At 58.3% G+C, this 26197-nt stretch carries 32 protein-coding genes; 1 reads left to right on the top strand and 31 read right to left on the bottom strand.

What is annotated here, in order from left to right:
* Window positions 1-47: 47 nt before the first annotated feature.
* Window positions 48-1070, bottom strand: coding sequence for a tRNA dihydrouridine(20/20a) synthase DusA (gene dusA, locus BM225_RS10395; protein ID WP_092464342.1), 1023 nt, complete (start codon window positions 1068-1070; stop codon window positions 48-50).
* A 93-nt stretch (window positions 1071-1163) separates the two neighbouring features.
* On the opposite strand from dusA, the gene BM225_RS10390 reads away from it, so the two are divergent.
* Window positions 1164-2276, top strand: coding sequence for a site-specific integrase (locus BM225_RS10390; protein WP_092464340.1), 1113 nt, complete (start codon window positions 1164-1166; stop codon window positions 2274-2276).
* On the opposite strand, the gene BM225_RS10385 is transcribed toward BM225_RS10390, so the two are convergent.
* The 30 genes from BM225_RS10385 to BM225_RS10255 all read right to left on the bottom strand — a co-directional run bounded on the left by BM225_RS10385 (window position 2271) and on the right by BM225_RS10255 (window position 25982).
* The gene (locus tag BM225_RS10385; RefSeq protein ID WP_143095370.1) at window positions 2271-3047 is read right to left on the bottom strand and encodes a hypothetical protein; all 777 of its coding nucleotides are present in this window, start codon (window positions 3045-3047) and stop codon (window positions 2271-2273) included. The genes BM225_RS10390 and BM225_RS10385 overlap by 6 nt on opposite strands.
* Before the next feature lie 96 nt (window positions 3048-3143).
* Entirely contained in the window at window positions 3144-3542 is a 399-nt protein-coding gene (locus tag BM225_RS10380) for a hypothetical protein (RefSeq protein WP_092464336.1), read from the bottom strand.
* Entirely contained in the window at window positions 3539-3757 is a 219-nt protein-coding gene (locus tag BM225_RS21580) for a hypothetical protein (RefSeq protein WP_143095369.1), read from the bottom strand. The genes BM225_RS10380 and BM225_RS21580 overlap by 4 nt, the downstream gene beginning before the upstream one ends.
* Window positions 3750-4514: a glycoside hydrolase family 108 protein gene (locus BM225_RS10375; protein ID WP_092464334.1), complete on the bottom strand. Its 765-nt coding sequence runs from the start codon at window positions 4512-4514 to the stop codon at window positions 3750-3752. Before BM225_RS10375 ends, BM225_RS21580 begins: the two co-directional genes overlap by 8 nt.
* Window positions 4515-4577: 63 nt before the next feature.
* Window positions 4578-4862, bottom strand: a complete 285-nt coding sequence (locus tag BM225_RS10370; RefSeq protein WP_092464332.1) for a hotdog family protein — start codon at window positions 4860-4862, stop codon at window positions 4578-4580.
* Window positions 4859-5170, bottom strand: coding sequence for a hypothetical protein (locus tag BM225_RS10365; protein ID WP_092464330.1), 312 nt, complete (start codon window positions 5168-5170; stop codon window positions 4859-4861). The genes BM225_RS10370 and BM225_RS10365 overlap by 4 nt, the downstream gene beginning before the upstream one ends.
* Before the next feature lie 152 nt (window positions 5171-5322).
* A complete protein-coding gene (locus BM225_RS10360; RefSeq protein WP_092464328.1) occupies window positions 5323-8103 on the bottom strand; it encodes an SGNH/GDSL hydrolase family protein in 2781 nt (926 codons plus the stop codon).
* 26 nt (window positions 8104-8129) lie between these two features.
* Window positions 8130-9917 carry a phage tail protein gene (locus BM225_RS10355; protein WP_143095368.1) on the bottom strand — a complete coding sequence of 596 codons (1788 nt, stop codon included), beginning with the start codon at window positions 9915-9917 and terminating at the stop codon, window positions 8130-8132.
* 257 nt (window positions 9918-10174) lie between these two features.
* Window positions 10175-10549 (bottom strand): DUF6950 family protein, encoded by a 375-nt coding sequence (locus BM225_RS10350; protein ID WP_092464324.1) that lies wholly within the window; start codon window positions 10547-10549, stop codon window positions 10175-10177.
* A gap of 1 nt (window position 10550) precedes the next feature.
* Window positions 10551-11171 (bottom strand): hypothetical protein, encoded by a 621-nt coding sequence (locus BM225_RS10345; protein WP_092464322.1) that lies wholly within the window; start codon window positions 11169-11171, stop codon window positions 10551-10553.
* Window positions 11168-11878 carry a hypothetical protein gene (locus tag BM225_RS10340; RefSeq protein WP_092464320.1) on the bottom strand — a complete coding sequence of 237 codons (711 nt, stop codon included), beginning with the start codon at window positions 11876-11878 and terminating at the stop codon, window positions 11168-11170. The genes BM225_RS10345 and BM225_RS10340 overlap by 4 nt, the downstream gene beginning before the upstream one ends.
* Window positions 11879-11881: 3 nt before the next feature.
* Window positions 11882-14302: a phage tail length tape measure family protein gene (locus tag BM225_RS10335; protein WP_092464318.1), complete on the bottom strand. Its 2421-nt coding sequence runs from the start codon at window positions 14300-14302 to the stop codon at window positions 11882-11884.
* A gap of 2 nt (window positions 14303-14304) precedes the next feature.
* The gene (locus BM225_RS21810) at window positions 14305-14466 is read right to left on the bottom strand and encodes a hypothetical protein (protein ID WP_177218604.1); all 162 of its coding nucleotides are present in this window, start codon (window positions 14464-14466) and stop codon (window positions 14305-14307) included.
* The gene (locus tag BM225_RS10330; RefSeq protein ID WP_092464316.1) at window positions 14463-14849 is read right to left on the bottom strand and encodes a gene transfer agent family protein; all 387 of its coding nucleotides are present in this window, start codon (window positions 14847-14849) and stop codon (window positions 14463-14465) included. The genes BM225_RS21810 and BM225_RS10330 overlap by 4 nt, the downstream gene beginning before the upstream one ends.
* Window positions 14849-15304 (bottom strand): phage tail tube protein, encoded by a 456-nt coding sequence (locus BM225_RS10325; RefSeq protein ID WP_092464314.1) that lies wholly within the window; start codon window positions 15302-15304, stop codon window positions 14849-14851. The genes BM225_RS10330 and BM225_RS10325 overlap by 1 nt, the downstream gene beginning before the upstream one ends.
* A 68-nt stretch (window positions 15305-15372) precedes the next feature.
* Entirely contained in the window at window positions 15373-15573 is a 201-nt protein-coding gene (locus BM225_RS10320; protein WP_092464312.1) for a hypothetical protein, read from the bottom strand.
* 1 nt (window position 15574) lies between these two features.
* Window positions 15575-16012 (bottom strand): DUF3168 domain-containing protein, encoded by a 438-nt coding sequence (locus BM225_RS10315; protein ID WP_092464310.1) that lies wholly within the window; start codon window positions 16010-16012, stop codon window positions 15575-15577.
* A 1-nt stretch (window position 16013) separates the two neighbouring features.
* Window positions 16014-16421 (bottom strand): HK97-gp10 family putative phage morphogenesis protein, encoded by a 408-nt coding sequence (locus tag BM225_RS10310; RefSeq protein ID WP_092464308.1) that lies wholly within the window; start codon window positions 16419-16421, stop codon window positions 16014-16016.
* The gene (locus tag BM225_RS10305; RefSeq protein ID WP_092464307.1) at window positions 16414-16764 is read right to left on the bottom strand and encodes a phage head completion protein; all 351 of its coding nucleotides are present in this window, start codon (window positions 16762-16764) and stop codon (window positions 16414-16416) included. The genes BM225_RS10310 and BM225_RS10305 overlap by 8 nt, the downstream gene beginning before the upstream one ends.
* Window positions 16761-17351 carry a head-tail connector protein gene (locus tag BM225_RS10300; protein ID WP_092464305.1) on the bottom strand — a complete coding sequence of 197 codons (591 nt, stop codon included), beginning with the start codon at window positions 17349-17351 and terminating at the stop codon, window positions 16761-16763. Before BM225_RS10300 ends, BM225_RS10305 begins: the two co-directional genes overlap by 4 nt.
* 10 nt (window positions 17352-17361) lie before the next feature.
* Window positions 17362-17976 (bottom strand): hypothetical protein, encoded by a 615-nt coding sequence (locus BM225_RS10295; RefSeq protein ID WP_092464303.1) that lies wholly within the window; start codon window positions 17974-17976, stop codon window positions 17362-17364.
* 73 nt (window positions 17977-18049) lie between these two features.
* On the bottom strand, window positions 18050-19294 hold the full coding sequence (locus tag BM225_RS10290) for a phage major capsid protein (RefSeq protein WP_092464301.1): 1245 nt from the start codon (window positions 19292-19294) through the stop codon (window positions 18050-18052).
* 66 nt (window positions 19295-19360) lie between these two features.
* Window positions 19361-20083: a head maturation protease, ClpP-related gene (locus tag BM225_RS10285; protein ID WP_092464299.1), complete on the bottom strand. Its 723-nt coding sequence runs from the start codon at window positions 20081-20083 to the stop codon at window positions 19361-19363.
* Window positions 20080-21411, bottom strand: coding sequence for a phage portal protein (locus BM225_RS10280; protein WP_092464297.1), 1332 nt, complete (start codon window positions 21409-21411; stop codon window positions 20080-20082). The genes BM225_RS10285 and BM225_RS10280 overlap by 4 nt, the downstream gene beginning before the upstream one ends.
* Entirely contained in the window at window positions 21404-23185 is a 1782-nt protein-coding gene (locus BM225_RS10275; protein ID WP_092464294.1) for a terminase large subunit, read from the bottom strand. The genes BM225_RS10280 and BM225_RS10275 overlap by 8 nt, the downstream gene beginning before the upstream one ends.
* A gap of 3 nt (window positions 23186-23188) precedes the next feature.
* The gene (locus tag BM225_RS10270; RefSeq protein WP_092464292.1) at window positions 23189-23638 is read right to left on the bottom strand and encodes a hypothetical protein; all 450 of its coding nucleotides are present in this window, start codon (window positions 23636-23638) and stop codon (window positions 23189-23191) included.
* Between the two features lie 61 nt (window positions 23639-23699).
* Window positions 23700-24020, bottom strand: coding sequence for an HNH endonuclease (locus BM225_RS22285; RefSeq protein WP_276326948.1), 321 nt, complete (start codon window positions 24018-24020; stop codon window positions 23700-23702).
* A 186-nt stretch (window positions 24021-24206) separates the two neighbouring features.
* Entirely contained in the window at window positions 24207-24632 is a 426-nt protein-coding gene (locus tag BM225_RS21575; RefSeq protein ID WP_143095367.1) for a hypothetical protein, read from the bottom strand.
* On the bottom strand, window positions 24625-25404 hold the full coding sequence (locus BM225_RS10260) for a hypothetical protein (RefSeq protein WP_177218603.1): 780 nt from the start codon (window positions 25402-25404) through the stop codon (window positions 24625-24627). The genes BM225_RS21575 and BM225_RS10260 overlap by 8 nt, the downstream gene beginning before the upstream one ends.
* Entirely contained in the window at window positions 25401-25982 is a 582-nt protein-coding gene (locus BM225_RS10255; RefSeq protein WP_092464289.1) for a hypothetical protein, read from the bottom strand. The genes BM225_RS10260 and BM225_RS10255 overlap by 4 nt, the downstream gene beginning before the upstream one ends.
* Between the last annotated feature and the right edge of the window lie 215 nt (window positions 25983-26197).

The raw sequence follows: 26197 nt of genomic DNA, 5'->3' as shown, positions 1-26197 counted from the left end.
GAGGTCTTGGGTCTGCCCTAACGGTGGAAACGCGCAGTGACAAGAACTTAGGCAGGCTCAGGGATCTGCGCGAGCGCCGCAAGCACCGTTTCGGGGCCCGCGCCGGTCCCATGAGCATGTTCAGACAAATACCGCCGCCAGAGCCGTGCACCGGGTTGGCCCGTAAAGAGCCCAAGCATGTGCCGCGTGATCTGGTTCAGCTTGCCGCCAGCACTTAGATGGCCCTCGATATAAGGCAGCATCTGGTGAACAATCGCCGCGCGGCTCGGTGCGGGCCCACCGCCATAAATGCGCTGATCGGCCAGCCCCAGAATATCGTAGGGCTGATGGTACGCCGCGCGCCCAATCATCACACCGTCAAGGCCGTGGTCCAGATGGGGAACGGCGTCATCCAGCGTCGCGATACCCCCGTTGATGGAAATATGAAGATCCGGATAGGCGGCCTTCATCTTGTGCACCAGCGGGTAGTCGAGCGGTGGGATGTCGCGGTTTTCCTTGGGACTCAGCCCTTCGAGCCACGCTTTGCGCGCGTGGATGGTGAAACGGGTCACACCCGCCTGTGCAACCGTTTCGATAAAGGCGGGCAGCACATCCTCGGGGACTTGGTCATCCACGCCGATGCGGCACTTCACAGTGACTTCTGCAGTGCACTCGGCTTGCATCTCGCTCACGCACTCGGCCACCAGTTCGGGACGGGTCATCAGGATCGCGCCAAAACACCCTGACTGCACGCGGTCCGACGGGCATCCGACATTCAGGTTCACCTCATCATATCCGGCCTCTGCCCCCAGGCGCGCGGCCTGCCGCAGTTCAACAGGCTCCGAGCCACCAAGTTGAAGGGCGACGGGATGCTCTTCGGGAGAGTAATCCAGCAAATGGAGCGCCCCGCCGCGGACGAGCGCAGGAGCGGTCACCATTTCGGTGTATAGCAGAGTCTCGCCACTGATAAGGCGGTGGAAGTACCGGCAGTGTCGGTCGGTCCAATCCATCATCGGGGCCACGCTCAACTTTGCATTTATGCAAATATCTGATTTTAAAGCATTATTTCTAACTTCTTGCACCGCTTCCATTGCCCGTGTTGTTCTCTTTTTGGCTTATTTTTGCCCGTTTCGTGTTATTGGAACAACAAAAGTTGTTCCGAATCAGCATGAAGTTGTTCCGCCGTGGCTCACATTATCGAACGCAAGCGCAAAGACGGCACTGTCGCCTATCTCGCACAAATCGCCATCAAAAGAAAAGGAAAATGGGCACACCGGGAAGCCCGAAGCTTCGACCGGAAGAGCGCAGCCAGCGCATGGCTGAAGAAAAGGATGAAGGAAATCGACGCCGCTGGCGATGATCTGTCATCGATCCGCAATCGTGGGCGCACCCTTGCCGACGCCATCGAACGCTACACCCGCGAAAGCGTCAAAGAGATTGGTCGCACCAAAGCACAGGTGCTGCGCTCGATTCTCGAATACGACATCGCGGACATGGACTGCTGCGACATTCAAAGTCATGACATCGTCGCTTTCGCCAAGGAAATCGGAACCAGCCGGACACCATCGACCGTCAGCAACTACCTTTCACACCTTGGGGCAGTCTTTGCATTGGCCCGGCCCGCATGGGGCATGGAATTGGACCAGCAGGCGATGAAGGATGCATTTGTTGTCTGCAGCCGTCTGGGCATCACTGGGAAAGGCCGCAGCCGCGACCGCAGGCCCACGCTGAAGGAACTGGATGCGCTGCTGACGCTCTTCGAACAAAAGCACCGCCATCGGCCCAGCTCTCTGCCGATGCACCGGGTGATGGGCTTCGCCCTGTTCTCGACGCGACGGCAGGAAGAAATCACCCGCATAACATGGAAGGGGCTGGATGCCGATCACAGCCGGGTGTTCATCACCGACATGAAGCATCCGGGCGACAAGATCGGCAACGATGTCTGGTGTGATCTGCCGGACCCGGCCTTAAAGATTGCGCTGGCGATGCCAAAGAAAAAGGACAGGGTTTTCCCCTATCACAGCGACACCATCAGCGCCGCCTTCACACGGGCTTGTAAGTTCTTGGGGATAGAAGACCTGCGCTTTCATGATCTGCGCCATGAAGGCGTGACGCGACTATTCGAAACGGGACTTTCGATTCCGCAGGTTGCCGCCGTGTCCGGGCATCGCTCATGGTCTTCCTTGCAGCGATACACCCACATCAAGCAGACGGGCGACAAATATGAAGATTGGGAATGGTTGGACCGGCTGACCCAACCACTACCAGAACGCAAAACGCGCCGACGCACTTTATGATAAAATTCCCCGCAGAATAATAGGATCAGCGTCGAACGGCACATCTGGACGCAGCGGCAGGATAGTTTGCCGCCCGACCAAATAAAGCGCAAAACGGTATTCTTTTTGATGACAATAGTCAGGGCGCTTTGAAAACTCAGGTCGCGTCAACCGCCTAACAAGTGGCTCTTCTAGCGGCTTCCAGATTTGACCAAAGTCCACCACATTCGATTCGTACTTAACTTCCCCGTGGCGGAGTACAAACACCGCATTCCTGTACATCTCTTCAGAGAATATAGAAGTTTCAGGGCGAAAAGCGGCCTTCTTAGAAGGGAGCAGAGAATTGGCAAAATCAAGAATTCTCTCTGCCAGCGCATCTGCCGAAGTAGCCTCGATATCCCAAAAGCCCTCATATTCACCGAATATCTCTGCACTTTCTTCAGAAAGCATACTCATGCAGAACACAAATGCGTCGGACCCTGTATAGTGGAAGCGCCAAGCCCCATCTAACATGAAACTTGCACCTTCCACTTGGATTGAGCCTTGCTCAGTCAGGCCGTATCGCTTCAGCGCATTAAAATCGTCAATACCCGTAATTCCGGGAACTAGGGTATTCGCAAATTCAGAACCAACGCTATACCTCTGAAAAACCGCACGAACTTCTTGCTTTGTCTCTTGAGGGTCTCCAATCTCAGGATCCTTGTGGGTTCGGAAGTATTCAAGAGTATTAAGGCGAACAGAATGACCATCAGAAGGAAGATGATTGGTCGATTTGCGAAGAATAATGCCCATACTTTTCTCAGTTATCACACCTACGTTCTGCTCAGGCTAGTTGCTGACTATTGATTGGTCCAGAAGCACGTCAACGGAGCACAGGCAATTCGTGCGCTAACGAAGCATGCGCAGGGCACCGACCCCCGATCCGACATAGAACAGCCAGCGGATCATATCGCCTGCCCATTCCTGCATCTGTGGAGTCGGCAGATCGGCCACTGACCAGCTGAACATAAACACGCTATCGAGAATGACCGCCGCCCACCACAGCGCCAGCGGCGCGATGAACATGCCCGCAAACACCCAGAACCAAGGAAACGACAGCTTGGCGCGGTTGTAGTCCGCCATGATCTTCGCTTCGCTGACGGCCTCGCGCGCAAGCGCCACGGTGGTTTCCGATTTCAGACGCTCACGGTCATTTTGCAGTTCCGCGCGCCGCTCCATGTGATCAAGGGCCTTGTCGACAACGCCGCCAAAGCCCAGCTTGATCAGGAATGCGATAATACCGCTCATCGCAGCGTCACCGGCTCAGTGGTGATCGCGCGCAGGATCATGTTGCCAATGACGGTCACAAAGGCAATGCCTGCCCGCAGGGGCGCAACCCACTCTGCGTCATATCCAGCGGCGACTAGGTGGTCGATGATCGGGGTCAGTTCGGCAATGACGGCCATCAGCGCCATTAGCGCGTTGAACCAGTATGTTTTTGACCTCCACCATGGTTTACCCATTGGCCAATTCCCTCTGCTTTGCACGATAAGCCGCAGCCCGGCGCGCGTGTTGTGCCGCGCTCAAAGCCATGAACAGCGCGATGACCACCGCCACCGCAATGACGCCGCCAAAGGCCCATTCCGGCAGATCCAGCAGGCCCGTTCCCGCGCCACCTGCCGCCGTTCCGGTCGCACCCGTGGCCTGGGTCGCTTTTGCCTTGTCCGCGCGTTCAGCTTCACCCGCCACGACATCAGCAGACCTCGAGTACATCGCCACCGCAGTCGCTTCGGTATCGGCAACCCGGCGCGCCCAACCCCGCCCAAAGGTGGACCACGTGCCCAACTTCTGCAGGAAACCCATGCGCGCAGCGCATGCCCGCTGGATGATGGAAACACCCGTTCGCGCTGTCTGCGCCGCTTCCAACGTGACGGGACCAATGGCACCATCTGCGGCAACGCCAAGACCCTTCTGCAGCCAGCGAACGCCACGCGACGGGCCGGAATTCACACCGCCATCGAAAGCGACCAAATCCATGCCATCGGGCAGCTGATCACCTTTGACCTTGTTCCAGTATTTCGGGCGGTAGATTTCTCCAGCCTCAGCGATAGTCAGATTGCGCACGTCTTGCTTTGATACAGCACGTCCGCGATGCGCCGCCAGCGTGGCCCGCGTGATGCCGTGATTGGTCGCGCCACCCGGATCGCGCGGGTGGTCGACATAGCCACCTTCCCACCTCAAAACGTGGTCAAGGCAGGCCCGATAGTTTCCTGCAGTCATGAGGTTCCCCCATAAAAAAGGCCCGCACAGGTGGCGGGCCGGGTTGCGTTCGATCGACAGATTTCAATTCGGTGGTGGGTGAATGATCGACAGGCGCACCGCTACCGCCGAAAGCGTGAACACCAGCACGGCCTTGCTGAAGAGCAAGGACACAGGCAGCACGAAATTCAGCAGATCCAGATTGCGAAACAGCATGTTCGCCAGAACGGCCAAAGCCAGCATCGAATAGCCTGACGCGATTGTCCGCCCGAACGGTTCCCGGCCGGCGGAATTCTGATGCGCCAGCCACCAGCACACTAAAACCAAAAGAACCGACAAGACGTTGTCGGCCAACAGCATGACGTTCATTTCTTCACCATCATTTTGTCCTGCATGGCCTTCACAGCCAGTTCGCCGCCCGACCCCATCAGGAAGCCCGCAGCGAGATAGGATAGGACACCCGCGCCGGTCATCGAGTCGATAACATGCGCCAACACCCCGCCCAGAAAGATTGCCGACAGCGCCCCGCTGATGCCCTGCACCACGCGGCGCTTCCATTGCTCTTCCGGGGCCAGAACCGCCCGAAAGAACGCGCCCCCAATCCCCGAAAACGCCAGTAGCGCAATCTGTTCCCTCAGGTTCGCAAAAATCTGAACCAGTCCTGTCTGATCTGCCATATCCAATCCACTTTTCATTCAGTCGGTATTTTCACCGCCGGGGTTCAATTGTTATGCGACCGCCCGGCCCGGTTGTGGTTCAGGCCCCAAAGGGCCATTTCACCATTTATTCACAGTGTCTGGAGTCTCAGCGCCACCAGACACGACAGCCGCTACAGCTGACACTTGAGAAAGGCCCAAACAGCATCGGCAATCTGTTGATATCCGGATGTATTCGGATGCACCGCATTTGTAGGACGCGAAATCTCAACAGTCGTGCGCGCATTTGCAGGCGCGGGCGACCCCGGCGAATAGCCGTGCACCGTGTCAATATTCAGATTGCTTGGGACCAGATATATCCGGCTGGCCTCGCTGTCGCCATACATCGCAATCAACTGCCGCGCCCAGATCGCAGCAGCACGTTTGTTGCGCGCCTTCGAAACACCCGTCCCATAGTTGTTCCCGAACGCATCCTGCGAAGCAGCAGGCGGCGGCGGGACCATGAGGCCAATATTGATGCCGACATCTGCCGACAGAATGTCGGTCAGAAGGGCATTCAAGTCGGTAAGAAGCGAGTCCGCCGCTGCGCTATCCGTTGCGTCTGGGCCAGTGAAACCAAACACATCATTTGTCCCAATCTGGATGAACACCCAATCAGGCGTAGCCAGCGAATGATCGACAAGATATTGCGCAAAATCCAACCCCCCGCCGATCCAGAACGGATTCCCCGGCTGTGATGCCGCCGCGCTGAACGCGATTGTATCGTCGCCAGCAACCGCATTGCTCTTGGTCAAGGTTCCGCTTGCGGCAGGGGCCGAACCACTGATCAATTGGCATGTGATTGTGCCAGCACCGCCGGTCAGGTCCACCTCTTGCACACGGAATGTCGCGCCATTGTTGGTATATTCAGTCCCGGTGATGATCGGTTCGACCACGACACCGCTCACTGTGAACTCATAGTAGGTCGGCCCCGCGGTTGTCCATGACGCCGACGACCAGCCGCCGCGACCTTCATGCAGGTTCGGCGCAGTTCCGCGCGTTCCGATCAGGGAAACGGAAATCCCGGCATCCGCACCGGCCAAGTCAAGGATCGTCTGGGAAATGGTGCCTGCATTCGTGATACTGTCACCGATGAACAGTGCGGTGACGGAACCGCTCCCCGCAGAGGCGGACGCAGAAAGAACCGACGATGACGCAGATGCGAGTGTTTCACCCGTGGCCTTATCAAGCGCAGCGACCGTAAGATCACCCGAGGAAATCGCCCCGCCCGGTGTCAGCGTCCACCGTTCCGACTGATGCACTCCGGCTTCAGACGCCGTGCAGGTCACCTCCCAATCATAATCCCGGTAATCACTCGCCAAAAGCAGGTTGTCGAAATAGACATTCGCCTCCTGCCCTTCCAGCGCATAAACTTTGGGTGGCAATACCAGTTCAATTGGCGTGCCTTGCAGGCCATCAATTTCTGCGGCCAACACACGATGACTGGGATCTTCAAAAAGCAACCTTCCCGCCACCTGACCATAGGTCGGATTGGGATTAGACATCGAAACAGCGATGTTCCAAGTGCTGGTTGCCGCAAAAGGGAAGCCGTGCCGGGCTGGCGATGCCCCGGCATCATAGAGCCAGTGCGCAAGGTAGATACGGGAACCATCCGCCGCGCGGAACATCCAGAACACATGCTCCCCAGCCTCTGCTACCAAAGTGTCCGGCAGTTTCAGCGCATAGATTCCCCCGCTGGCTGTCGGGAAATCACCCGCCGCAATCGTTCCGCTCTGGTCCGGTGTTTCACTGTACATATTGAAGCTGGCGGCGCTCGGCCTGATCCAGACCCGCCATTCAATATCCGTTGTGTCGAACTCAGCGCGAACAGCATATTCAATGACATTGAACCGCGTTTGGACGTCAACAGCCTCATAACCACCCACGACGCTGGTGGACCATTCACTGTCACCGGCCATTTCGTCATCACCAGAAGGGTGCTCCCACGCGACATAGGGCGCGGCGTTAGCCTCATTGGCTGAAATGCGGGCCTCAAAGTCGTCTTCGACCAGTTGCCGTCCACTCTCTGGCATGATCGGCCACGCCGGACCATCGGTCGAAGGCCCCTTAAACGCCCAACATGCCACCAAATCAAAGCTGCTCGTTCCTGCCGAAGCATACGGGCCGACCGCAATGGCGGTTGCCCCTGACGGCACAACTGCCTCAACGCGCAGCCACTTTGGAACACCTGTAGCCGTTATCCCACCAGTGCCACCCTCTTCATTGTAGGATGTCAAATTGGAGCCAACAAGCGCATCAGCGTCATCCACGAAACGAGACAGCGCGGTAACGGTTCCACCCAGACTGACCACCAGAACATAGGCCGTTACAGTGTCACCTTCAGCCGCGCCGATCTCATCCAGCCAAATCTTTGGGCCGGAATAACTTGCTACACCATAGCCAGCCGCACGCTGAAGCGCCTTGCCGTTGAATACCGGGTTATCGACCAGCGTCCAGCCGCCGAATGCCTGACCGGCGCTGTTGTTGCCCCACCAGCGATCCCGCCCCAGAATTGCACTTGATGGCGGCGTGATGCGTCGAAAGAACGGGTCTGGCCAGCCGTTCACCCGCCCGACCCAAGACGGCTGCTGCACGGCTTCCGCGCTCGGATAGGCTTTCACCAGTGTCGCAGACCCGGTGTCATTGCGATAAAGCAGGATTGTTTCATCATCATCGGCAGACGGCACATTGAAGTAATCGCCATCGCTGGTCGCAGCCAGACCTGCCGCTGTGTCGGCATACATCGGCGCGCCACTTGCATTCAGTGCCTGCAGCTGCGCAAACGCGGCAGTGTTCGCATCGACTTTCGTTTCGACCGAACGCCCCCAGTCCCTAATCTGCTGCTTTTTAGGCTTATATGCCCCGCCAACGCCATCACGCCAAATCTGGCCAGCCCCACCATGTGGATAGGTCATTCTCTTACCTCTCGATTTTCAGATGATCACGCGATGGTGGCGTTCACCGGCCCGGCATCGCTGGTTGAATTAATGTTCGACACGTTCACCGACCGGGCAGTCCAATCGAAGGTGCCCGCGCCGCTGTTGTCGATGAACGCGATTTCGGACCCCGGCCCGGCGTAGACCACGCCAACCAGAACCGCATCGCGGTAGATTTCCGTCTTCCACAGGCTGGCGCTGACCGACGCGGTCATCTCGACCAGCGCCGTGCTGCCGCCCGCATCAGACACCGCCAGATTGGTAGGTGCAGCAGGTGGATCGGTGACAGCCGCCGCAACCACATTCGTGATAGTGACAGCATCGCCGACCACACCGCCCGGCGTGACAAAGGCCAGCGACACATCATATCCCTGACCGTCGATCAGGCCGGGAATGGTCACCGAAGTTGCCCCGGTGCCGACAGACACATCCTGCCAGTTCCCTTCGCCCGTTTTGGTGACCTTCAGCAGCGGTGATAGCGCATCACTGGGTGGCGCTTGCCAACCCACTGCAATACCCGCGACAAAGGTGTTTGCGGCCGTCTGAATGCCTGCCGCCGCCGCCGTGACGTTCTGCGGCAGCGGCACCCCTGCGGGCGTGTCCGGTTCGGGCAGCTGCTGCACAGATCCCTGTTCTGCCAGCGCCAAGGTAAAGGCTGCGGAATCGATCTTGCGAAGCGTCAAGCCGACTGCCTTCAGCAGCCCCTTTTCGAAACTCAGGGCATGTCGCGCGACCTCATAGTTCCCAACCAAGCCCAGCTGCGGCGCGTTCAGCGCGATAGTGTCTTCATATATCGCGGGCAGCGCTTTGGGTTTGCACAGCATCGTGACTTCCTGTTTCGGGTTGTCGCGCTCCATGTGGATTTTCATGACCTGCCGAGCCTGACGGTGCGACGGGCACATCAGCAGGCTTTTGTCCGGCCCGGTCAGAACCTCGCCATCTTCGGCAACACGGGTCGCGTCCTGCCATGGTTCGGCATCGACTTCGATATGACCCAGATCATGGCTGTTGAAGCGCGCGGGCAGTTCATTGTAGCGATCCAGCAGGTCCGGCCCGCTGTTGACTTCCTGCACTTCCAGAATGTCGCCATAGGTCAGCGTGAATTCCGGGTCAGCCCAAGCCCCGACCTTCAGTCCCACCTTGCCAGATGGCTTCAACCGAATGCGACCGGCACAAGCCTGCAGCATCCGCCCCAGCACGTTCTGCGGCTTTTCGTTCAGCAGGTATGAACCGCTGATTCGATACAGCTTTTCGGTTCCGCCCGCAGCCAAGGCCACATCACGGTCACAGATGTCCGCCTGATCGGCAATGTCCTGACTGTCGAAGGCATTAGGCCGATTAAAGCCGTCAGCGGACGCCACATAATCCCGGATCGCAAGCGCCATGTTTTCGGTGAACACCGTCAGCCCCGTGCGCGGATCAAGGCATTTCGTGGTTTCCGCCAGAACGGCCAGATCCGGTTCATTCTTTGGATACATGGCGCGATACTTTTCCGGCGGAACGCTTTCGCTGATGATCAAACTGGACCAAAACCCATCCAGACGGTGCGCCGATGTCCATTCATCCCACACTGATGTGATCTGCGAATAATGGGTTTCAGGGACCAACCCCATCCGCTCGAACAGCTGCACCCGCGACCGACCGCCATACTGATACTGGTCATCGATGACAAATCCGCTGTCATCAATGAAAACGAATTCATTGTTTAAGTATCGGCTCAGAATTTTGGAAATTTCGCCATGACCATGCACGATGACCCGATACGACTTTCCCCCACTGGCACGGTGAAACACGACATTACCACCGGCTTTTACTAGGCCATAATGACGGACGCGCCCTGCAGCACTATTTTTAGAAATCGTCTGAATGTTATCAGGACGTGTAGGTTCTGGAATATCTGGACGGTCTATGTGCCCTTTTAAAGCTTTATTAAGGATAAATGCACCAGCAACATTTACCGCAACTCCAGCAATGGTCAATCCGCCCGTTGTTGTGATCAACGCGATAGTACCCGCCGCGCCAAATAGCGCAGGAACAATTGCCGCAACCGCTACCGCCATGACCACCCCCGGAGAACCTTGAAGTCATCCGCGACCCGAAGGCCGTTTTGCATTTTGACCACCGCGCGACCATCCAAGATCAGGCCGCACAGCTGGCGCTTGTCCAGCGTCAGGATTGCAACCCCGTCGCCGTCCAGATCAGACATGCTGTGCCACGCCATGCGGGGTGCTATCAGCGGCACAAGTCCACCTGCAGCCATGATGATCTGGCGGCACTCGAACCGGCTGGCATAGGTGCCGCGCAGGTCTTCCGCTGGATCAAACCCGGTTTCATGCGCCACAGCCGATGCGCACCACAGGGCGCAATCATTCCGGCCCCACTCGAAGGGATCAGAGCGGGTCTTTTCGATGAAGTCGGCCAGCATGTTACCAATCCGTCCAAGTGATCAGCTTGCCCGCTTCGGTGACAAACTGCAGACCTTCATCGGTCGGATGACGGCGCTTTTGGTCGAAATAGGTCTGCATGCCATAGACCGGCACACCCTTGCGGGCCATGAAGCTTTCCGTGGTCAGGCTGACGATGGCACCGCCGCGCGGAAAGGACACCGTCATGCGGTCCATGATGCCGATGTCGAAGGCGAAAGGATGCCCCACGGGCTGATTGCTGTCAGGGTCGAACAGTTGCCCATACAGGCCGGAATCGCGCCCCCGGTATTCCGCGACATTGCCAACCATTTCGACCAGATCAGCGGCCCAGTTTTCCGCATCGATCCATTCGTTTGGCATGCCCAGACGATATTCATGGAACGGGGCCAGCTGGTTGTCGCCGCCATTCACTTCCGGCAGGCCGACCAGCAGACCACCACCTGCCCCCCAAGTGTAACCCCATTTCAGATCGGTGAACGGAATGTTACGATTACTCAACCAAACCGGGTCAGTCGCAAAATCCAGATGCAGCATGACGGCCATCTGCACAGCGCCACGCCCCAACAAATCCATCACCTGATCGCGGTATTCTTCCGGCTGTGCCTGCAGAAATTCGATCATCGGTCAAACGCCTCAATCACATTGACGGTCATCGGCTGGCCGTTGCGGAAATACTCGCAGAACGGACGCCAGTCGGCCTTGTCCTGCAGCCGCACCTGAACCTTGGGATAGGTGACATCCACCTGCGCCCCTGCCGTCACGGCCTGCCGCAGTGGCGGGTTGAAGGTGACTGCGCCATCGGTGTTTACCTCGACCCGATACAGGAAGTCATTGATCGAAAAGAAGGCGCCAACAGCGATGTTCCTACCAAGATAGCCATCCATCTGAATGGTGGAAGAACCTGCAGCGACATCAGCCACGACAGTCGGTTCATCGTGGTCTGGCAAGGCAAAGCCCGCGCCATCATCGAAGGACGCACCATCATCAAACAGGATATGCCCCCGCGCGATGTCATCGGCAGGCACACCAACCGATTCATAAAAGGCCGCTTCATCACCCAGATAGCGCGCGGTGCGGTGGTTGCAGAGCGTGATGCGCAGGATGTTCGCGCGACCGCGAAGACGGTCACCAATCACCACGGCTTGACTTAGCGCCGCCGGGCGCATGCGCACGAAATCCAGCCGACCAATCCAGCGGCGATTTTCGGTGAACAGCACCTGTTCCCGACCATCAAGACCGGGCCCGGGCGACACGTCATCCAAATCCAGCCAGAAATTTTCATGGGCGCGGCGCAGCAAGTTTGCGTCGATGTCAATCACTGTTGCCATGGGTCACCTGCGCTGCATTTGTGAAACTTGGCGGTTGTTTTCCGAAATCATCTGGCTGGACACATTCACCGCCACGTCACCACTGATCTGCTGAACCCGCGTGTCGAATTCGCCGCTTGGATGGACAAAGACATCAACCTGCGACCGGCCACCACCCTGACCAAGCTTGTGGTTCGGAATAACCTTGGACCCGCGCGGCAGATGCACCAGTTCCGGCCCCTCTTCCCCGACAATAGCCGCACCGCCCGGCGCGTAGTCGGTGCCACGGGCAAAGAACCCAAGACCACCACCACCGAAAAGCCCCCCCAGAAGACCGCCGCCGCCGAACAATCCGGCCAACGGCCCGTCACCGAATAGCGCAGCCTGCAATGCCGCTTTGGCCAGCTGCTTGGTGACGTTTTCCAGAACTTCACCGAAGTTCTTACCTTCGATGATGGCGTCGATCAGGCCGTCTTTCAGATCCTGACTCAGATCGGCCATGAAGTCGGCCTGCGCCGCGTATTGTTCCGCCTCAATTGTCAGATTGGCGATGGCTTCTGCCTGCGCGTCGATTTCTTCGCGCAGCGTCCGGCCTGTTTCGGTCGACCGCTGGTTCAGATCGATCCCGCGTTCACGGGCTTCATCCAGCAGTTCATACTTGGCCGTCAGAGCGACTATTTCCCGCCGCGACTTGCCAACCATTTCAATCTGCCGTTCAAGCGCGATGATTTCCTGTTCCGAATTTGCAAACAGGTCGAATTCTTCGCGCGACCGGGACCCACCACCGCTGCGCCCACCCGATGTGCGCTGCGGGCGGCTGGCCTCCTGAAGTCGGGCGATTTCACGGGCGTTTGCCACATACGCTTCGCGCTCCGCTGCAAGCTGGGTGCCCGCTGTAGGGCCAAGCGTCTGCGCCAGCGGATCAACGCGCCGATCGAATTCGGCACCCGCCAGCGCCCCGGCGCGCCCAACCGGGTCATCCCGGTATTCGTAACGAATTTGCGCTGTTTCCAGATCAGTGAGACCTTGGGCGCGCAGTTCATACATCGCATCTGCAGCGCGCGAAATTTCATCGGCCATCCGCGATGCGCTCGATGCTGCCCCGTCGAAGCTGATGCCTGATGCCGCGTTTTTGAGGCGCTCAGAATTCGCCACTGATTGACGCAACAAGTCTTCGGCCAGCGCCAATTCATCACCCATATCCGCCAACGGTCCGTCAGGGATGGCCGCAAGCACCGCCCGCATGTTGGCGATGGCATCGACCATGGCTTCCATGTCGCCGATCTCACTGGCCTGCTGCAGTGCGTCACGCGCATCGCGAATGCTGTTTAGCGCAGATGGATCGACAGAAAAGTCTTCCGAAATCCCTTCCATGCGCTCCATGGCTTCCAGATCGGCGCGCATCTCTTCCAAAATTCGGGCATTTTCCGGCGGGACATATGTCGCCCATTGCTGCTGGTCTTCCATTGCCGCGATTTCACGGCTCAAATCGGCCATAGATGCCTGCCGATCCTCAAGGGCCTGAAACAGTTGTTCGACCTGCGTGTTCTCAGTGAAGAACTGGTCTATGGCAGCACGGGATGCTCTAAGATCGGATTCCGCCTCCAAACGAGCAAGCGCATCAATGAGGCTTTTAATTTCAATCGTGACCTCACCATACATTTCACGCAACGCATCCAAATCACCAGCCGCGGCACGGCTAACTGCTGCGTTTGTTCTATTAATTGCAGCCTCAGCACGATCATAGGCATCCGCGAAATCTTCGATCTTGTCCGCGCTTTCCTCTGCCGCTTCACCCTGCGACATGAGAATTGCAGCCACCGGGAAACCAATCGCAGCGATAGTGCCCAAGAGAACTGCATATCTGCCGACTGGGCCGGGAAGCATACCAAAACCCATAGCAAGTTGCGGCAGTTGCTGCCCCATAACTCGCATCGGGTTCGTGCCCATTTCAAGCTGAACCATCATGTCCGAAATCTGGTATGAAGCGTTCTGCGCTGCCGCGCCCATCCCGCGAGTGCCCCGACCGAAGGTGCCCGCCTGACCGGCTGATGCTGTCGCAGCAGATGCCAACCCAAGATGCGCTGCACGGGCCTGTTGAAGAACAGCATTGGCTTCTTTCTGACTGACCGCACCCATGCGCACCGCGGCTTCTACCTGCCGCACAGCGGCTTCATAGCGCCGCTGCGCCGCATAGGCCGGATCGACCGACGCCTTCAGTTGCTGGAATGCGCGGGTTTCCTTCTGGATGGCCCGTTCGAATACTTGCGCCGATGCAGCCGCCGATTTCGTCAGCGCCTGACCGGAACGCCCGTTCGCCTCATTGAACTTGCGTTCGATGTTCTGGGCGCGCTTGACCGCTGCGGCTTCGGCCTTGGCCAGCTGCTTTTCGAACTTCGAAAGCGGTATCTGAAGCGGTACGGAAAGGCCCGGCGTGTCAGTCATGGTCAAAAGCCCTCAATGCCAATTTCGCGTAGGTCTTCATCGCTGAAGTCATCCCCGCCTGTGCGATCCTTTTTCGACCCATGCGCCGCATTCCATCCGTCGCGGCATGCCATGAATTCCCAAAGGCTCATTTTGTTGATGTCTGACGGGGTGAAACCCATCACTGCCCCGGCTCCGTAGAGCTTGGAGAACTGCCAGAGTCCGCTTCCGGCTTCACCCCCGCTTCCTCCCCCACCGGGTCATCAGCCTCACCGATCAGCGCAGCCGCCAGAACCTGATAGGCAGGCAGCTTCAGCGCGAACGCAGGGTGTTGATCGAACGCCCGGCGCACCATCGGCCCGGCCTCTTTGGCATCCATGCCCGCGCCGATCAGGCCAAGGCGAAGCGTTTCAAAGATGTCATCGATCTTCCACGACCCGACCTTCAGCCGCGTCAGGATCAGTTCAGGCCCGGCATCGCAGTTCTTCTGCAGTGCCCGCAGTTCACCGATGTTCAGGGCGAAATCATGTTCGCCCTGAACCCAGTTGATCGTCACCTTGTTGTGCATCAGGCTTTCGCCGTCCGCGTCGGGGTGCCATCGAATTCAAGTTCGATGGATGCGGTCACGCGACCACGGCCATCAGACCGTTCATTCGAAATGTCCGAAACCAGCATGCGACCGACTTCATATTCGGTGTCGCCGGTTGCAGCCTTCAGGTTGCCCAAACGGGCCGGGATGGACGCGCCGGAATAGAACCAGTCCAACAACTTGCCATTCGACTGCTGCGCCCAGACTCCCGTGGCCGAAACGGTCACTTCCAGCGACCGGACATCGCGTTCGACCTCATTGGGCAGGCTTTCGTCATCGCAGTCGGGCACTTCCGTGGTGTCGACGTTCGCGGTGCGCTTGATGGTGACTCCCTTCATCCCACAGATCCGCGCATAGACGGGCGTGGGCTGAGTGTCATCGAAGTCCACTTCAAGGACCATTTCTTCATATTTTTCAGTGACAGCTTTCGCCATGTCATCACCTCATAAAAAAGCCGCCTCAAAGGGCGGCAATGGTTGCAGGTTTTGGGCCGATCAGCTGATCAATTCACGCCCGCTTCTTGGCCCTTCTTGGCCGTTTTCGCCTTGCGCGGCGAAACCCGTGTGGCGACACCCGCCGCCACGCCCGCAGCAATGACTTCTTCGGGCAGGGTCTGCGGCTCTTCCGATGCCTTGATCCCCCAGCCCACATTCCGCTTGCGGCTCGAATAGTTGAAGTCCTGATGAAAGACAGCTTTGGCCATGTCATTCCCTTTCCTCAATGTGGGCGGTGAACTGCATGACGCCATGGGTGACGGCTTCATCCGGGTCCGGCAAAATGCGCTGCAGCACCAGATCAGTGGTCAAATGCCCATGCGTGGGCAGATTCAGTTCCACATCCTTCAAAGCATCGCGCACCGCCCGGCAAATCTGCTTGCAATGCAGCCGCCCCACCTTGCGCGACCAGATGTCCAACTGGACGGTGATTTCATCCAAGGCGATGCAGTCATAATCATCTGGCACGGTCGATTCCGGGCCGAATGACACATAGCCGCCAGCCGCCCCATACGGCGCGCCAGCAGCCTTCTGCGCATCGCTCAAACGGGTGTCATCATACACATCATGCACCAACGCCATGACGCCAGCCGAAGCCTTCAGCGCATCATAGATCGCTTTCTGCAGTTCGATTTCCGGTTCAGCCATGTCAGAGCGACCTTATTGCCTTGTTGATCGCGCGGGTGATCCGCGACTTGATACGCGACCGCATTGCCCGATAGGCGGGCCAGAAGAACGGATGCGCCGGGGCTTTGGATGTGCCGAATTCGACCCACCGCGCATAGAAGGCCAGTTCGCTGCCCGCATAGACCACAATACGCATGGATGGGTCTTCAGCAGGCGCGATGTCATCCAGCGCAATCGATCCTTTTGGCGGCTCACCCCATGTCCAGCCAATGCTGGCCAGCAGGAAGCCATCTTCGACCGGCGCAAGCGAACGAATCATGTCGACCAGTTCCTGCGCCCCTTTTTCCAGCGCATCGCGCGCAGCAGTTCGCACAGCGTCAGGCACGGTCTGATACATGAAGCGACGGAATTCCGCCACACCATCAACCATTCACCCGCCCACGCTCGACAAGCATTTCCAAAAACTGCCGATCATCGGTCAGACGCGGCGCTTCCTTGATGCTCCAGACAACGCCACCAGTGACCGCAATCCAATCAGCATTCACGGCTTCAGCCGCTGTTGTCGCGCGAACCGTCAAGATGGCCGGTTGCCGGGCTGACAGGCGCGCTTCAACGACACCTTCACCGCCCTTCATGGGCTTCACCCGTGCCCATTCCCGGAACACTTCGGCAAATTCGCCATCAACCTTGTTGCCGTGCCCGTCATCGACCTCGCGACGGCGCTGAAAGCTGACGACCCGGTCCAGATCGGTGACGCGGATTCCACGCTTCATGCCGCGAACCTCCGATAGCGCATCGTCAGACGGTCAACACAGCGGGCAACCTCTTCGCTAACACCATCGGTCGCATCTGCGCCCCGGTTGTGAAAGTAAAAGCTGATCATCTGCTTTGCCGCCTCGACAATGTCATCCGGCACCGATGCGACATCGGCAAACCCCGCCGTGAAGCGCAGGTCGACCGCATCCGGCCTGTCGATCAGGTTTGGCCACGACTTGCCCGGCAACAGCGTCACGACCGCGTCACGCCCGCGCCAGGTCAAGAGATAGTCGGTGGCAGGCACAACACCGAGCGTTCCATCCGGCGCGGTGTAGCGGATTTCCGTCACGGCAGTGACCCGCGCAAACGGCAAGCGCAAAACCGATGGCACAAAGCCAGCGGCCTTCGATGACCATTGCTGCGCGACGAGCGGAAAACCCAAGCCGCCAAAGCCATCGGCATCGACATCCAGATGAATGGACGCCGCCGAAATCGCCGCCTGAACTTCCGCGTCGGTTTCATCACTTAGAATGCGCAGATGCGCCTTGGCGGCAGCAAGGTCGACCAGATCGACACCGCCGCCGGAAATCCGCTCCAACCACATGGGCCAGCCCTCAGTTCAGGTTCAGTTCAGGTTCGGACCCGTCGCCCGTGCCTTCGATCTGATCCGGCAGCATGTCGATCAGCTTTTGCAGTTCGGCCTTGATCGGCTCCATGGTTTCATCCTCGCCATCCAGAATGCCGGACGCGACTTCGATCACGGTTTCGGCCTGCGCCTTCGCTGCGGCCATTTCCAGCAACAGTGCATGGCACTGCATCTGCGATTCTGCCAACGACAGGCGCGCGGCATCACGTTCGGTCACAGCTTCGCGCAAGGCTTCTTCACGGGCCTTCAGCACCGCACCGACCTGCGGGTCATCTTCAGTCGGCTCACAATAGCCAGCCGCCTTCCACGCTTCATAGACGTGCGGCGCAAGCCATGTGGTGTCATGGGGCTTCAGGCTATAGCGTCCGCCCTCGACAGCCGTCTTCATCTTGACGAACACGCCTTCCACGCAGATCCCGGCTTTGGCCAGCCCGTCGAATTCCTCTCGCGCCAGTTCCAGACGCTGGCCTGCGGTGAATGTCACCGCGTCATCGCCTTCGCCCTCGACATGATCGCGCAGCGCAAAAGCCACGATGATCTTGCCCGCATCCGCTGCGGATGCCGCTTTTTTCTTTGCCGCCATGATCAGCGCCCTTTCTATCAATAGATGACCGCCGCCCGATCACGCGGGCGGCGGTGTTTCAGGTTTGCGCCGATCAGGCTGCGGCGTGGCGCATCTTTTTGATCGCCGCATTGTTGGCAGCGATGGTCTTGCCATCGGTGCGCAGCATCGCAAGGAAGCCGACCTGACCCTTCTTGGTGTAGGCCGAGTCCGTGAACCGGAACAGCGTGATGTCCATCACGTCGCGGACCAGATACTTGGACATGTCACCGAACAGCATCGAGTCTGCGCCCGCTGCGGGTTCAGCCATGTCCTGATTGACGGTGTAGCCATAGCCATTGATTTCAGCAGGGGCTTCGCTGGTGACGCCCGGCACCCAGATCGGACGGCCATCCAGATCCTTCAGCTTCTTGGCCGACTTCAGGACCGTGTCATGGAACATCCAGCTGGCATCACGGCGATAGACCGGATCGACGGAATGTTCCAAATCGGTGATGTCATCCCATGTGAAGCTGTCGACCAGACCTGCCGCAGTGGTGTGGCCCAAACCAGCGCCCGGAACGATGCCGGTCGGTTTGCCGTTGCCATCGCCAACCGTATAGCCCTTGTTGGTGGTCCGCCCAAGACGCGCCGAAAGAAGCCGCGCCATCATCTGATCCCAGCCCCCGACCGCGGCGTCCTGAAGCAACGCGAACGGAATGGTCACAACGCGCGACGACGCCAGATGCGCACCAATCAGAACCGTGCCGAACGATACATCACCATCGGTTGCAGATGCGTTTTCTGCCAGCCATTCGCCTTCCTCGGCGGTTTCATCGGTGGTCGGCCACTGAATGGATTCACCAGTCGAAGTCGACTGAACATCCGCGACCGAACGAACGCCGCCATAGTCGGCCATCGCTTCCAACAGCACACCGCTGAAGGTGGTCGGCACCAGATAGCCGCCTTCGCTGTCAACGCCGGTCGACTGCGCGTTCCGCACCTGACGGCTGTATTCGGTCAGCACGTTTTCGGGCAGACGATTGACCGCAGCTTCGCCGCCGCGAACATAGGCATCGAACACCAGCGACCGTGCTTCATCGCCAGGGCGTTCCTGACGCTGGCGACCGCCGTTCTGCGGCGCGGGGGTGTCCGGGTCATCGGCTTCTGACTGCAGCCGGGCTTCCAGATCCAGCTGCTGCTGTTCGCGCTTGATCTTGCCGTCGATCTTGTCGATTTCGGCATAGATTTCATCGACGCGATCCGCATCATATTCGCCCGTGTTCTTGTCCAGAATGTTGCGCGCCTCTTTCGCCAGCGCGTCACGCTGCTCACGCAGCTGCTTGATGGTCTTGGGCATCCCCAATCCTCCATAAAAAAACCCGGCAAGGCCGGGTCGGTTTCAGTCTATGCGGACGCACCGCAACTAGGGCGCAACCCGTTCGAAGTATTCCAGCTTGCGCATCTGGGCAGCACGATGCGCCGCCGCAGTCTTTCCCCCCCCCGACTGTTTCAGCGCGTCCGGGGTGTTCTCGAAAATGGCCAGATCGAAGCGGTTTTCCGCGCCGCCGTCTTTTTCATAGATACGGTCGACCAGCCCCATGGCCAGCGCCTCTTCCGCTTCCAGCCACGTTTCATCATCCATCAACTGACGGAATTCTTCGGCATCCTTGCCGGACTTCGACGCATAGTCGGCCCGGATCGATCCGTCGATTTTTTCAAGCATGCCCGCCGATTGGGTGTGATCGCGGGTGTCGCCAAGCGTGATCATCCACGCATTGTGGATCATCACGAATGCACCCTTGGCAATCTCGATTTCATCACCGGCCAGCATGAGATAGGACGCGGCCGACGCCGCCAGCCCGTCCACATGGACAATCACCCGCGCCGAATGCTGCTCCAGTGCGGTTTTCATGGCACGGGCCATGAACACGTCACCGCCGGGGCTGTCGATACGCAGATGAATGGTTTCCGCGTCGATCTGCTTGACCTCTCGGACAAACTCTTCGGCAGTGATGCCCCAATAGCCGATCTGGTCATAGACCAGCACTTCGACTTCACCTTCGCCTTCCATGGCGCGCACCTGAAGGGCAGCAGGCTTGCCATCCTTCGGGCGCAACGCACGGGCCAGAATCTCTTTGAACTTCATTGCGCTTCCTCTCGCGTTGTCTGGAAATATGGCGCGCCGCCGTCTTCCGCCGGATCGGTGGCGTCCTTTGCGCCCTTCGAAGTCGGGCGGAAAAGCTTGTCGGCATCTGGATCATCGGACTTAGCAAGCCCTTCCAGTTCCTTGACATCGTTCACGGTCATGAAACCCGGATGCTGTGTGCCGCCCAACGCGATTTTATACATCTCATATCGTGCCGCGATGTCGGCCCGCAAAAGTGTGTCCATGTTGAACTTGATCGAAACACCCTGCAGGCGCTCTTCGCGTGTCAGCAGCTTCCGGCCCAATTCAGCCTCGAACCGCTTCACATGCTTGCGCAAACCCAGAATGTAGAACTGTGTGGTTTGGGCATTAATCCCCGTTCCCCAGCTGGTCGACTTTTCAGTTTCACCGATCAAATGTGGCGGCACCCCATAGGCCCGCGCCACATCCAGCACCTGAAACGACCGCGACTGAAACAGCTGCGCGGTTTCCGGGTCGGTCATCAGCGATGTGAACTTGCCGCCTTCCGCCAAGACTGCCGGAATGTGCGCATTCTGAATCCCACCGAACTTGCGCTGCCAGTAGTTCCTGACTTCATCAGCCACCTGTTCACTGACCTTGCCATCATAGCTGATGTAGCCCGGCGGATTGATGCCCTGCTTGTAAAACTTGCTGGCATATTCGTCAGCTTCCAAACCGATGCCAATGGAACGCCCGAAACACTTCAGCGGTGACAGCGCTTCCAGCCCCTTCATCGTGGCCGATGCCCGGAAGTGCAGAATGTCATCCTGATCGCGGCCATAGGTCTGACCGTCTTCAGTGATCCGATATGCCGCCCGGCCATTGCGCATGAACGGTTTGACAGTGGCGTCAAACAGCGGGCGAAGCCCCGTCGCCTCGCCACGGCCATTGCGCTGGATTTCGGCATAGGCATTGCCTTCGAGAAACGCCAAGGCGAAGAGACCTTCGAAGAACACTTCAGCCGAAAACAGCGGATGCGGATCGACATGCACCAGATAGTGGGCAGGATGATCGGCCAGCACTTCGCTGCCCTTTTCTGCATCCTTCCGCGTCACCCGAACCGGCAATGTGCCAATGGTTCCGGCCAGCAAAGACACACAGCCAAAAACTGCGGTCAGCTTCATAGCCGATTCCCGCGTCACCACGTCATGACCCAGAAAGCCGAAGAACTCTTGCCATTCCTCGACACTGGCCGATGACTGCAAATTGACCGGCCTGCTGTCCTGCACCACGGGCGCAGAAACGACCGGCTCGACGCGCGGCGCTTCCGCGACCTTAGCCCGTGATCCGAATATCCGTTCAAACATCAACAAATCCTTGCGTCACGACGCCCTTGCTTTCGTCTTCCTCGACAACCTGACACAGCGGCCACAAGCCGTTGATCAGCGCATCGATCCCGTCAATCTTGTCTTCCGGTGCCAGTTTTGTCGGGAAAATGTAGTCCCCGCCCGGCACCTGTTTCATCAGCGTATTGCCTGCCATCCACGTCAGAACCGCGTTGCCGTCATGCAGCATCCGATGATCATCGACAGCGGCAATCAGCTTGTTGAACGGCTCATTCGTGTTTGCAGCCCGCTTGCGCAGTTCCACAGCCTGAATGCCTGCCGCATCCCAAGTCGCGGCCATCTGCTGCGCGAACTGCGCATCATAGATGACCATTTCCACATCCAAGGCTGGCAGATCGCCCCAGCCCCATTCGTTTCGCGGATCATGGTCAGCGCCATGGCCACACAGCTGCATGACAAGCGCTTCAACCAATCGCAGATCCAGCTCTGCGCCCGGTGTTGTCGTGATCAGGCCCTTATTGGCCCAACCCCAAAGATGTTCATTGCCCGGCGCATCCACGACCTTCTGCGGCAGGCAGTGCCAACTGAATGCCGTCATCGGACCTTTGGCCGGATCGCGTTCATCCGGGAACACAACCACGACGCTTGACGGGTCATGACGTGTAGCAAGGTCGACCCCGATAAAGCACCGACGCCCGGCAAAGTCTTCGATCTTCAGCGACGTATCTTCGCCCGCGCGCCAGCCTTCCATGTCGATGGCCGATGCCCCGACACTGGTCCAGATGTCCAAGTGCTTGCGCAGGAACTCACCCATCGCCGCCGGGCTGGCCGCTGCTTTCTTCCATTCGTCCTGCATGTATTGCAGCGACTTGGCTGCATGCAGCGACGGATTGGCCTTTTCCCATGCGACCGGATCGCCCGGATCGTCACCTTCATCCGCTTCAAAGATCAGCCCGAAATAGCTGTCATCCTCGAATGTGCCATCCAAAATGCGTTGCAGATATTTCCGCTGTTCGTAGCAGATCCCTGCAGTGTTGTAGCCCGCGGTGGTGATCGCAATCAGCAAAGGCTGTTCGCGGGCCCCCAAGGCACTGGCCATCGAATCCCAAACGTCGCGCTTTTCGTGTTCATGCAATTCATCGACAATCGCACAGTGCGGGTTTTTGCCGTCCTTCGACTTTGTCTGGCTGGCAATCGGCTGGAACACCGCCGCCGGGTCCGCCGTTTTGATTTTGTGTTCTTCGACATGCAGGCCAAGCAGTTCATCCAACCCCATGCCTTCTGCCCGACCAGTCATCGCCATCACGCGCGCTGCATCGAATACGATGCGGGCCTGATGGGTCGACGCCGCAGCCGAATAGACCTTCGCGCCCGGCTCACCGTCTGGCCCCAAAAAGTAAAGACCGACGCCAGCCAAAAGCGTAGATTTTCCGTTCTTGCGCGGCACCTCGACATAGGCCGTGCGGAACCGACGAATGCCAGTGACCATGTGACGCCAACCGCCGATCTGGCTGATCAGGAACGCCTGCCACCCCAGAAGGGTTATTGTCTCATTTCGCGCCGCCCAAGCCCCTTCGATATGGGGTAAGGCTTCCATAAAAGCGCACATATGTTCCGACGCTTCCATGTCGAAGACATATGGGAACTGGTCAGTGCCTGCCCGCTGCAGATCGACCCTGAACCGTTTGCAGGCTTGCTTGATCCGCTTACAGCTGGGCAGCTTGTTCGACAGAATGTCATCGACCCAATCCAGCGCCCGCAGCGTGATCGGTGTTTCGACAGATGCGTCCAGCATGAATCAGGCGCGACCCTTCTTTGCCATCGGCTTGAACGGCATCACTTTGCCACTGCCACCACCTTCCGGCGGCTGGTCATCCAGCAGATCCATGAAGGATGTTTGGGCGGACATGCCGTTCTTAGCCCGCGCATAGGGTGTAGCCAGCAGTTCGCGTTCCAGCGTCAGCAGCTTGTTTTCATGGAAGGCCCGACTTTGCTCTTTCCCCGAAAGGTAGTTGCTGGCCGTGGCTTCAAATTCTTCAGCCGAGATTTCAGCCGATAACCGATCATAGGCCGCGCGGTGCGCCGCGTAGCGAACCACGATGCCGAAGACCGCTTCATCCAGAACCCGATCACGACGCATAACAGCCAGCAGGCTTTCGCCATGCTTTCGCTCTTCCGCTTCGAAGTGTTCAGGCCATCCACCCAGAAGGGTGACCAGCCGTTCCATGCCTGATGCCGGTGCGGTCATGAGACCCCCCCCTTAAACTTTCGCGCGCAAAAATCTGATTGCCCCCGCCGGTCCCCTGCGCTCAGGCTGTGGACTTTTCACCCCCCCTACCTGCGCGCCGTTCGACCCGCTGTTTCTTGATGTCGTGGCAGGACTTGCACAGCGACTGAAGTTCCCCAAACCAGAAAAGGGCATAGTCTTCCCGATGTGGAATCACATGGTCTGCAACTGTCGCCCGCTGCCTTGAATGATCAGGGCAGAGCCTGCACAGCGGTTCATTTGCCAGCTGCTGTTCACGCCGCCCACCTTTGCCGCTCCAAGCTTTGCGCTTATACCATTTGCGGCTTGGCTTATCAGCCCGCTTTGCATCCGCAGTCCGATCCCGGTCCCGCTTGTCCGCCACCGCATGGGCTTCGCAATATGCCGACCCAAGATCGACCAGCCGGGAACAGCCCGGATGTGCGCAGGGTTTCTTCGGCACCGCGTCCCTTTCGATGTTCGGAAGTCACCAATGCAAAAGCGCCCGCCGGTTTCCCGTGGGCGCTCTTGTAGATGATGCATATTTCATAAGGGGCTGTCGGGGTAAGCGTCAACAACTTTCTTTGTGAAGGCATTTTGGCATGCCACCAAGAAAGACAATAACCTGCTTCAACCTCTCTGATCCATCAATGTCATCCCAACGAACAATCATCGCATCCCAACCGTTTTCGCTGGTGTTATCACACAAGCGGGCTTGCCTTGGTGTCACCGCAAGACAACACGCGCGCAGTTCGGCTTGATGACCACGTAAACAAGACGCAATTGGAATCCAAAGCCCCTTTGAACTTAGCCCCAGTGACATGCACTGCCGCCATGCCCAATACGTCTGCGCGTCGCATTTCTCTATCAGGGTCTTTTTGCCAGATGTTCCCGACTTCGGAAGGTCAATGCCCACTCTGTAAATGTCGTTCAGAATTGTGCGGTGACTTACACCGGCTAACTTTGCCAATTCTCTCAAAGAAAACACATCAGCCATTACCCGCCTCACTTCCCCAAATCGGCAAACACCCCTTTCCGAAATGAGCGACCGACGCGCCACCACGACGCACCGGCCCCATCATCCGGTCCAACACCATGGCCAATGCCTGCTGGAGCGCCGCCCGCAACTTAGCATCATCACCCCAACCATGCTTGCGCAGAACATCGGTGATGGTGCCATCTTCCAGACAGACGATGTCGACCAGCCGCCGATCCATGATGGTGACACGCGACCCCCGATCCGATGGACGGATGCGCCTCACCACCATTGCCGACCCGCTGCCGATGCGCTTGCGCAGCACGGTGATGCGCTCCCTATCACGCAACACCGCACCCATGAAGTCACCGCCACTACCAGCACTGCGCTGCGACAGGCTTTCCAGCGATGAACACTTCACGCCCGCGCTTTCATGCTTTTCGACCAGATCCCGATAGAACCGGCCCATCGCCACCTGCGCCGGACTGAAGGGCGACTGCTTCTTATGCCGCGCCGCCTTTGCCGCCATCACATCGAAGCTATCCGCCCGCTGCAGTGTCTTGCGCCCCAAAAAGCCAGCCGCCTTGATTTCAAAGCCATCATCGCCCTTGGGGTAGGACGCCATCATGTCCAGCATCCGCACTGGCCCGCGCGCCGGGGCCATCGGGATTTCCGGCCCGACTTCTGCAGGGACAAAGCCCATGGCCCGGACTTCCGCCATCCGCGCCTGTTCATCAATGCTGGTTGCCCGTTCGATGCGGGTGACCGCCATCGCTATTCTGTCCCGGTTCATGCCGCTGCCCTTTCTTGTTTTGCTTTGATGATGTCCAGACAGCGCCGCCGCGTGTCCATGTAACCCTGAAGCCAAGCCAGATCGCGCGGGCTGGCCCGACCCTCTTCCCGGTCACGCTCGATTCCTTCGCGCTTGCGCCGGTTGTCTTCAGCCTCTTCGCGGATGCCCTTCAGCACATAGTCATTGGGCGGTGCGCCGATGCGCTTCAAATAGACAAACAGTTCGACCAGATAACCGCCGGACTTTGCCGCATCACCCGCGCCAGACTGCAGATAGGACCGCACCAACCGGCTTTCACTGGCAGGCACTTCCTGCAGCCGACGCGCCCAATTCATAATTGACACTTCAGCGGGCCAGACGTTCTTTTGCGGCCCGCCCGCATATCGCTCGACCACTTCGGCCAATGCCTGCAACCGATCTTCGGCCATATAGGCCAGACGCGCTTCCAGACTGGCCAAGAACTTGTCATGCTCTTCGACGGATCGACCGCGCTTGCGCACCATCCCACCTTTGACGAGTGGTTCAATCAGGTTGATCCTGACCCGTTCCTTGCCGTCCCTTAGTTCCTGACCTTCCACTGCCTATCCCCCTTCTTTTTGTTGCCATACCGCTTCGCTGCTTGATGGCCATTCTCAGCAAATCCGACTTATCCACAGGCACAGCCGTTCAAAATTGACGCGCCCCGGAAGTTTCTTTTTCTTTTGATTTCTTCTTGTTTCCTTTCAGCCGCTCGGTTTTCGGAAAAAATGAAAACTTCCAAAAACCGTTTCAGGAAATTCCTGTTTCTTCCGGC

This window comes from Donghicola eburneus, assembly GCF_900115865.1.
GTDB lineage: Bacteria > Pseudomonadota > Alphaproteobacteria > Rhodobacterales > Rhodobacteraceae > Donghicola > Donghicola eburneus.
This window is presented reverse-complemented; position numbering and strand designations above follow the sequence as displayed.

What these genes read in the sequence shown, in the direction of transcription:
- BM225_RS10330 (WP_092464316.1), bottom strand. Translation starts at nt 14,849, where the DNA reads ATGCACAACAAGGTGACGATCAACTGGGTTCAGGGCGAACATGATTTC.
- BM225_RS10300 (WP_092464305.1), bottom strand. Translation starts at nt 17,351, where the DNA reads ATGTGGTTGGAGCGGATTTCCGGCGGCGGTGTCGATCTGGTCGACCTT.
- BM225_RS10380 (WP_092464336.1), bottom strand. Translation starts at nt 3,542, where the DNA reads ATGAGCGGTATTATCGCATTCCTGATCAAGCTGGGCTTTGGCGGCGTT.
- BM225_RS10370 (WP_092464332.1), bottom strand. Translation starts at nt 4,862, where the DNA reads ATGAACGTCATGCTGTTGGCCGACAACGTCTTGTCGGTTCTTTTGGTT.
- BM225_RS10270 (WP_092464292.1), bottom strand. Translation starts at nt 23,638, where the DNA reads ATGACCGCACCGGCATCAGGCATGGAACGGCTGGTCACCCTTCTGGGT.
- dusA (WP_092464342.1), bottom strand. Translation starts at nt 1,070, where the DNA reads ATGGAAGCGGTGCAAGAAGTTAGAAATAATGCTTTAAAATCAGATATT.
- BM225_RS10280 (WP_092464297.1), bottom strand. Translation starts at nt 21,411, where the DNA reads ATGTTTGAACGGATATTCGGATCACGGGCTAAGGTCGCGGAAGCGCCG.
- BM225_RS10315 (WP_092464310.1), bottom strand. Translation starts at nt 16,012, where the DNA reads ATGGCTGAACCGGAAATCGAACTGCAGAAAGCGATCTATGATGCGCTG.
- BM225_RS10275 (WP_092464294.1), bottom strand. Translation starts at nt 23,185, where the DNA reads ATGCTGGACGCATCTGTCGAAACACCGATCACGCTGCGGGCGCTGGAT.
- BM225_RS10285 (WP_092464299.1), bottom strand. Translation starts at nt 20,083, where the DNA reads ATGAAGTTCAAAGAGATTCTGGCCCGTGCGTTGCGCCCGAAGGATGGC.
- BM225_RS21575 (WP_143095367.1), bottom strand. Translation starts at nt 24,632, where the DNA reads ATGGCTGATGTGTTTTCTTTGAGAGAATTGGCAAAGTTAGCCGGTGTA.
- BM225_RS10385 (WP_143095370.1), bottom strand. Translation starts at nt 3,047, where the DNA reads ATGGGCATTATTCTTCGCAAATCGACCAATCATCTTCCTTCTGATGGT.
- BM225_RS10310 (WP_092464308.1), bottom strand. Translation starts at nt 16,421, where the DNA reads ATGGTTGATGGTGTGGCGGAATTCCGTCGCTTCATGTATCAGACCGTG.
- BM225_RS10365 (WP_092464330.1), bottom strand. Translation starts at nt 5,170, where the DNA reads ATGGCAGATCAGACAGGACTGGTTCAGATTTTTGCGAACCTGAGGGAA.
- BM225_RS10260 (WP_177218603.1), bottom strand. Translation starts at nt 25,404, where the DNA reads ATGAACCGGGACAGAATAGCGATGGCGGTCACCCGCATCGAACGGGCA.
- BM225_RS10360 (WP_092464328.1), bottom strand. Translation starts at nt 8,103, where the DNA reads ATGACCTATCCACATGGTGGGGCTGGCCAGATTTGGCGTGATGGCGTT.
- BM225_RS10305 (WP_092464307.1), bottom strand. Translation starts at nt 16,764, where the DNA reads ATGAAGCGTGGAATCCGCGTCACCGATCTGGACCGGGTCGTCAGCTTT.
- BM225_RS21580 (WP_143095369.1), bottom strand. Translation starts at nt 3,757, where the DNA reads ATGGGTAAACCATGGTGGAGGTCAAAAACATACTGGTTCAACGCGCTA.
- BM225_RS10375 (WP_092464334.1), bottom strand. Translation starts at nt 4,514, where the DNA reads ATGACTGCAGGAAACTATCGGGCCTGCCTTGACCACGTTTTGAGGTGG.
- BM225_RS10345 (WP_092464322.1), bottom strand. Translation starts at nt 11,171, where the DNA reads ATGATCGAATTTCTGCAGGCACAGCCGGAAGAATACCGCGATCAGGTG.
- BM225_RS10340 (WP_092464320.1), bottom strand. Translation starts at nt 11,878, where the DNA reads ATGGCAACAGTGATTGACATCGACGCAAACTTGCTGCGCCGCGCCCAT.
- BM225_RS10290 (WP_092464301.1), bottom strand. Translation starts at nt 19,294, where the DNA reads ATGCCCAAGACCATCAAGCAGCTGCGTGAGCAGCGTGACGCGCTGGCG.
- BM225_RS10295 (WP_092464303.1), bottom strand. Translation starts at nt 17,976, where the DNA reads ATGGCGGCAAAGAAAAAAGCGGCATCCGCAGCGGATGCGGGCAAGATC.
- BM225_RS10350 (WP_092464324.1), bottom strand. Translation starts at nt 10,549, where the DNA reads ATGCTGGCCGACTTCATCGAAAAGACCCGCTCTGATCCCTTCGAGTGG.
- BM225_RS10325 (WP_092464314.1), bottom strand. Translation starts at nt 15,304, where the DNA reads ATGGCGAAAGCTGTCACTGAAAAATATGAAGAAATGGTCCTTGAAGTG.
- BM225_RS10335 (WP_092464318.1), bottom strand. Translation starts at nt 14,302, where the DNA reads ATGACTGACACGCCGGGCCTTTCCGTACCGCTTCAGATACCGCTTTCG.
- BM225_RS10320 (WP_092464312.1), bottom strand. Translation starts at nt 15,573, where the DNA reads ATGGCCAAAGCTGTCTTTCATCAGGACTTCAACTATTCGAGCCGCAAG.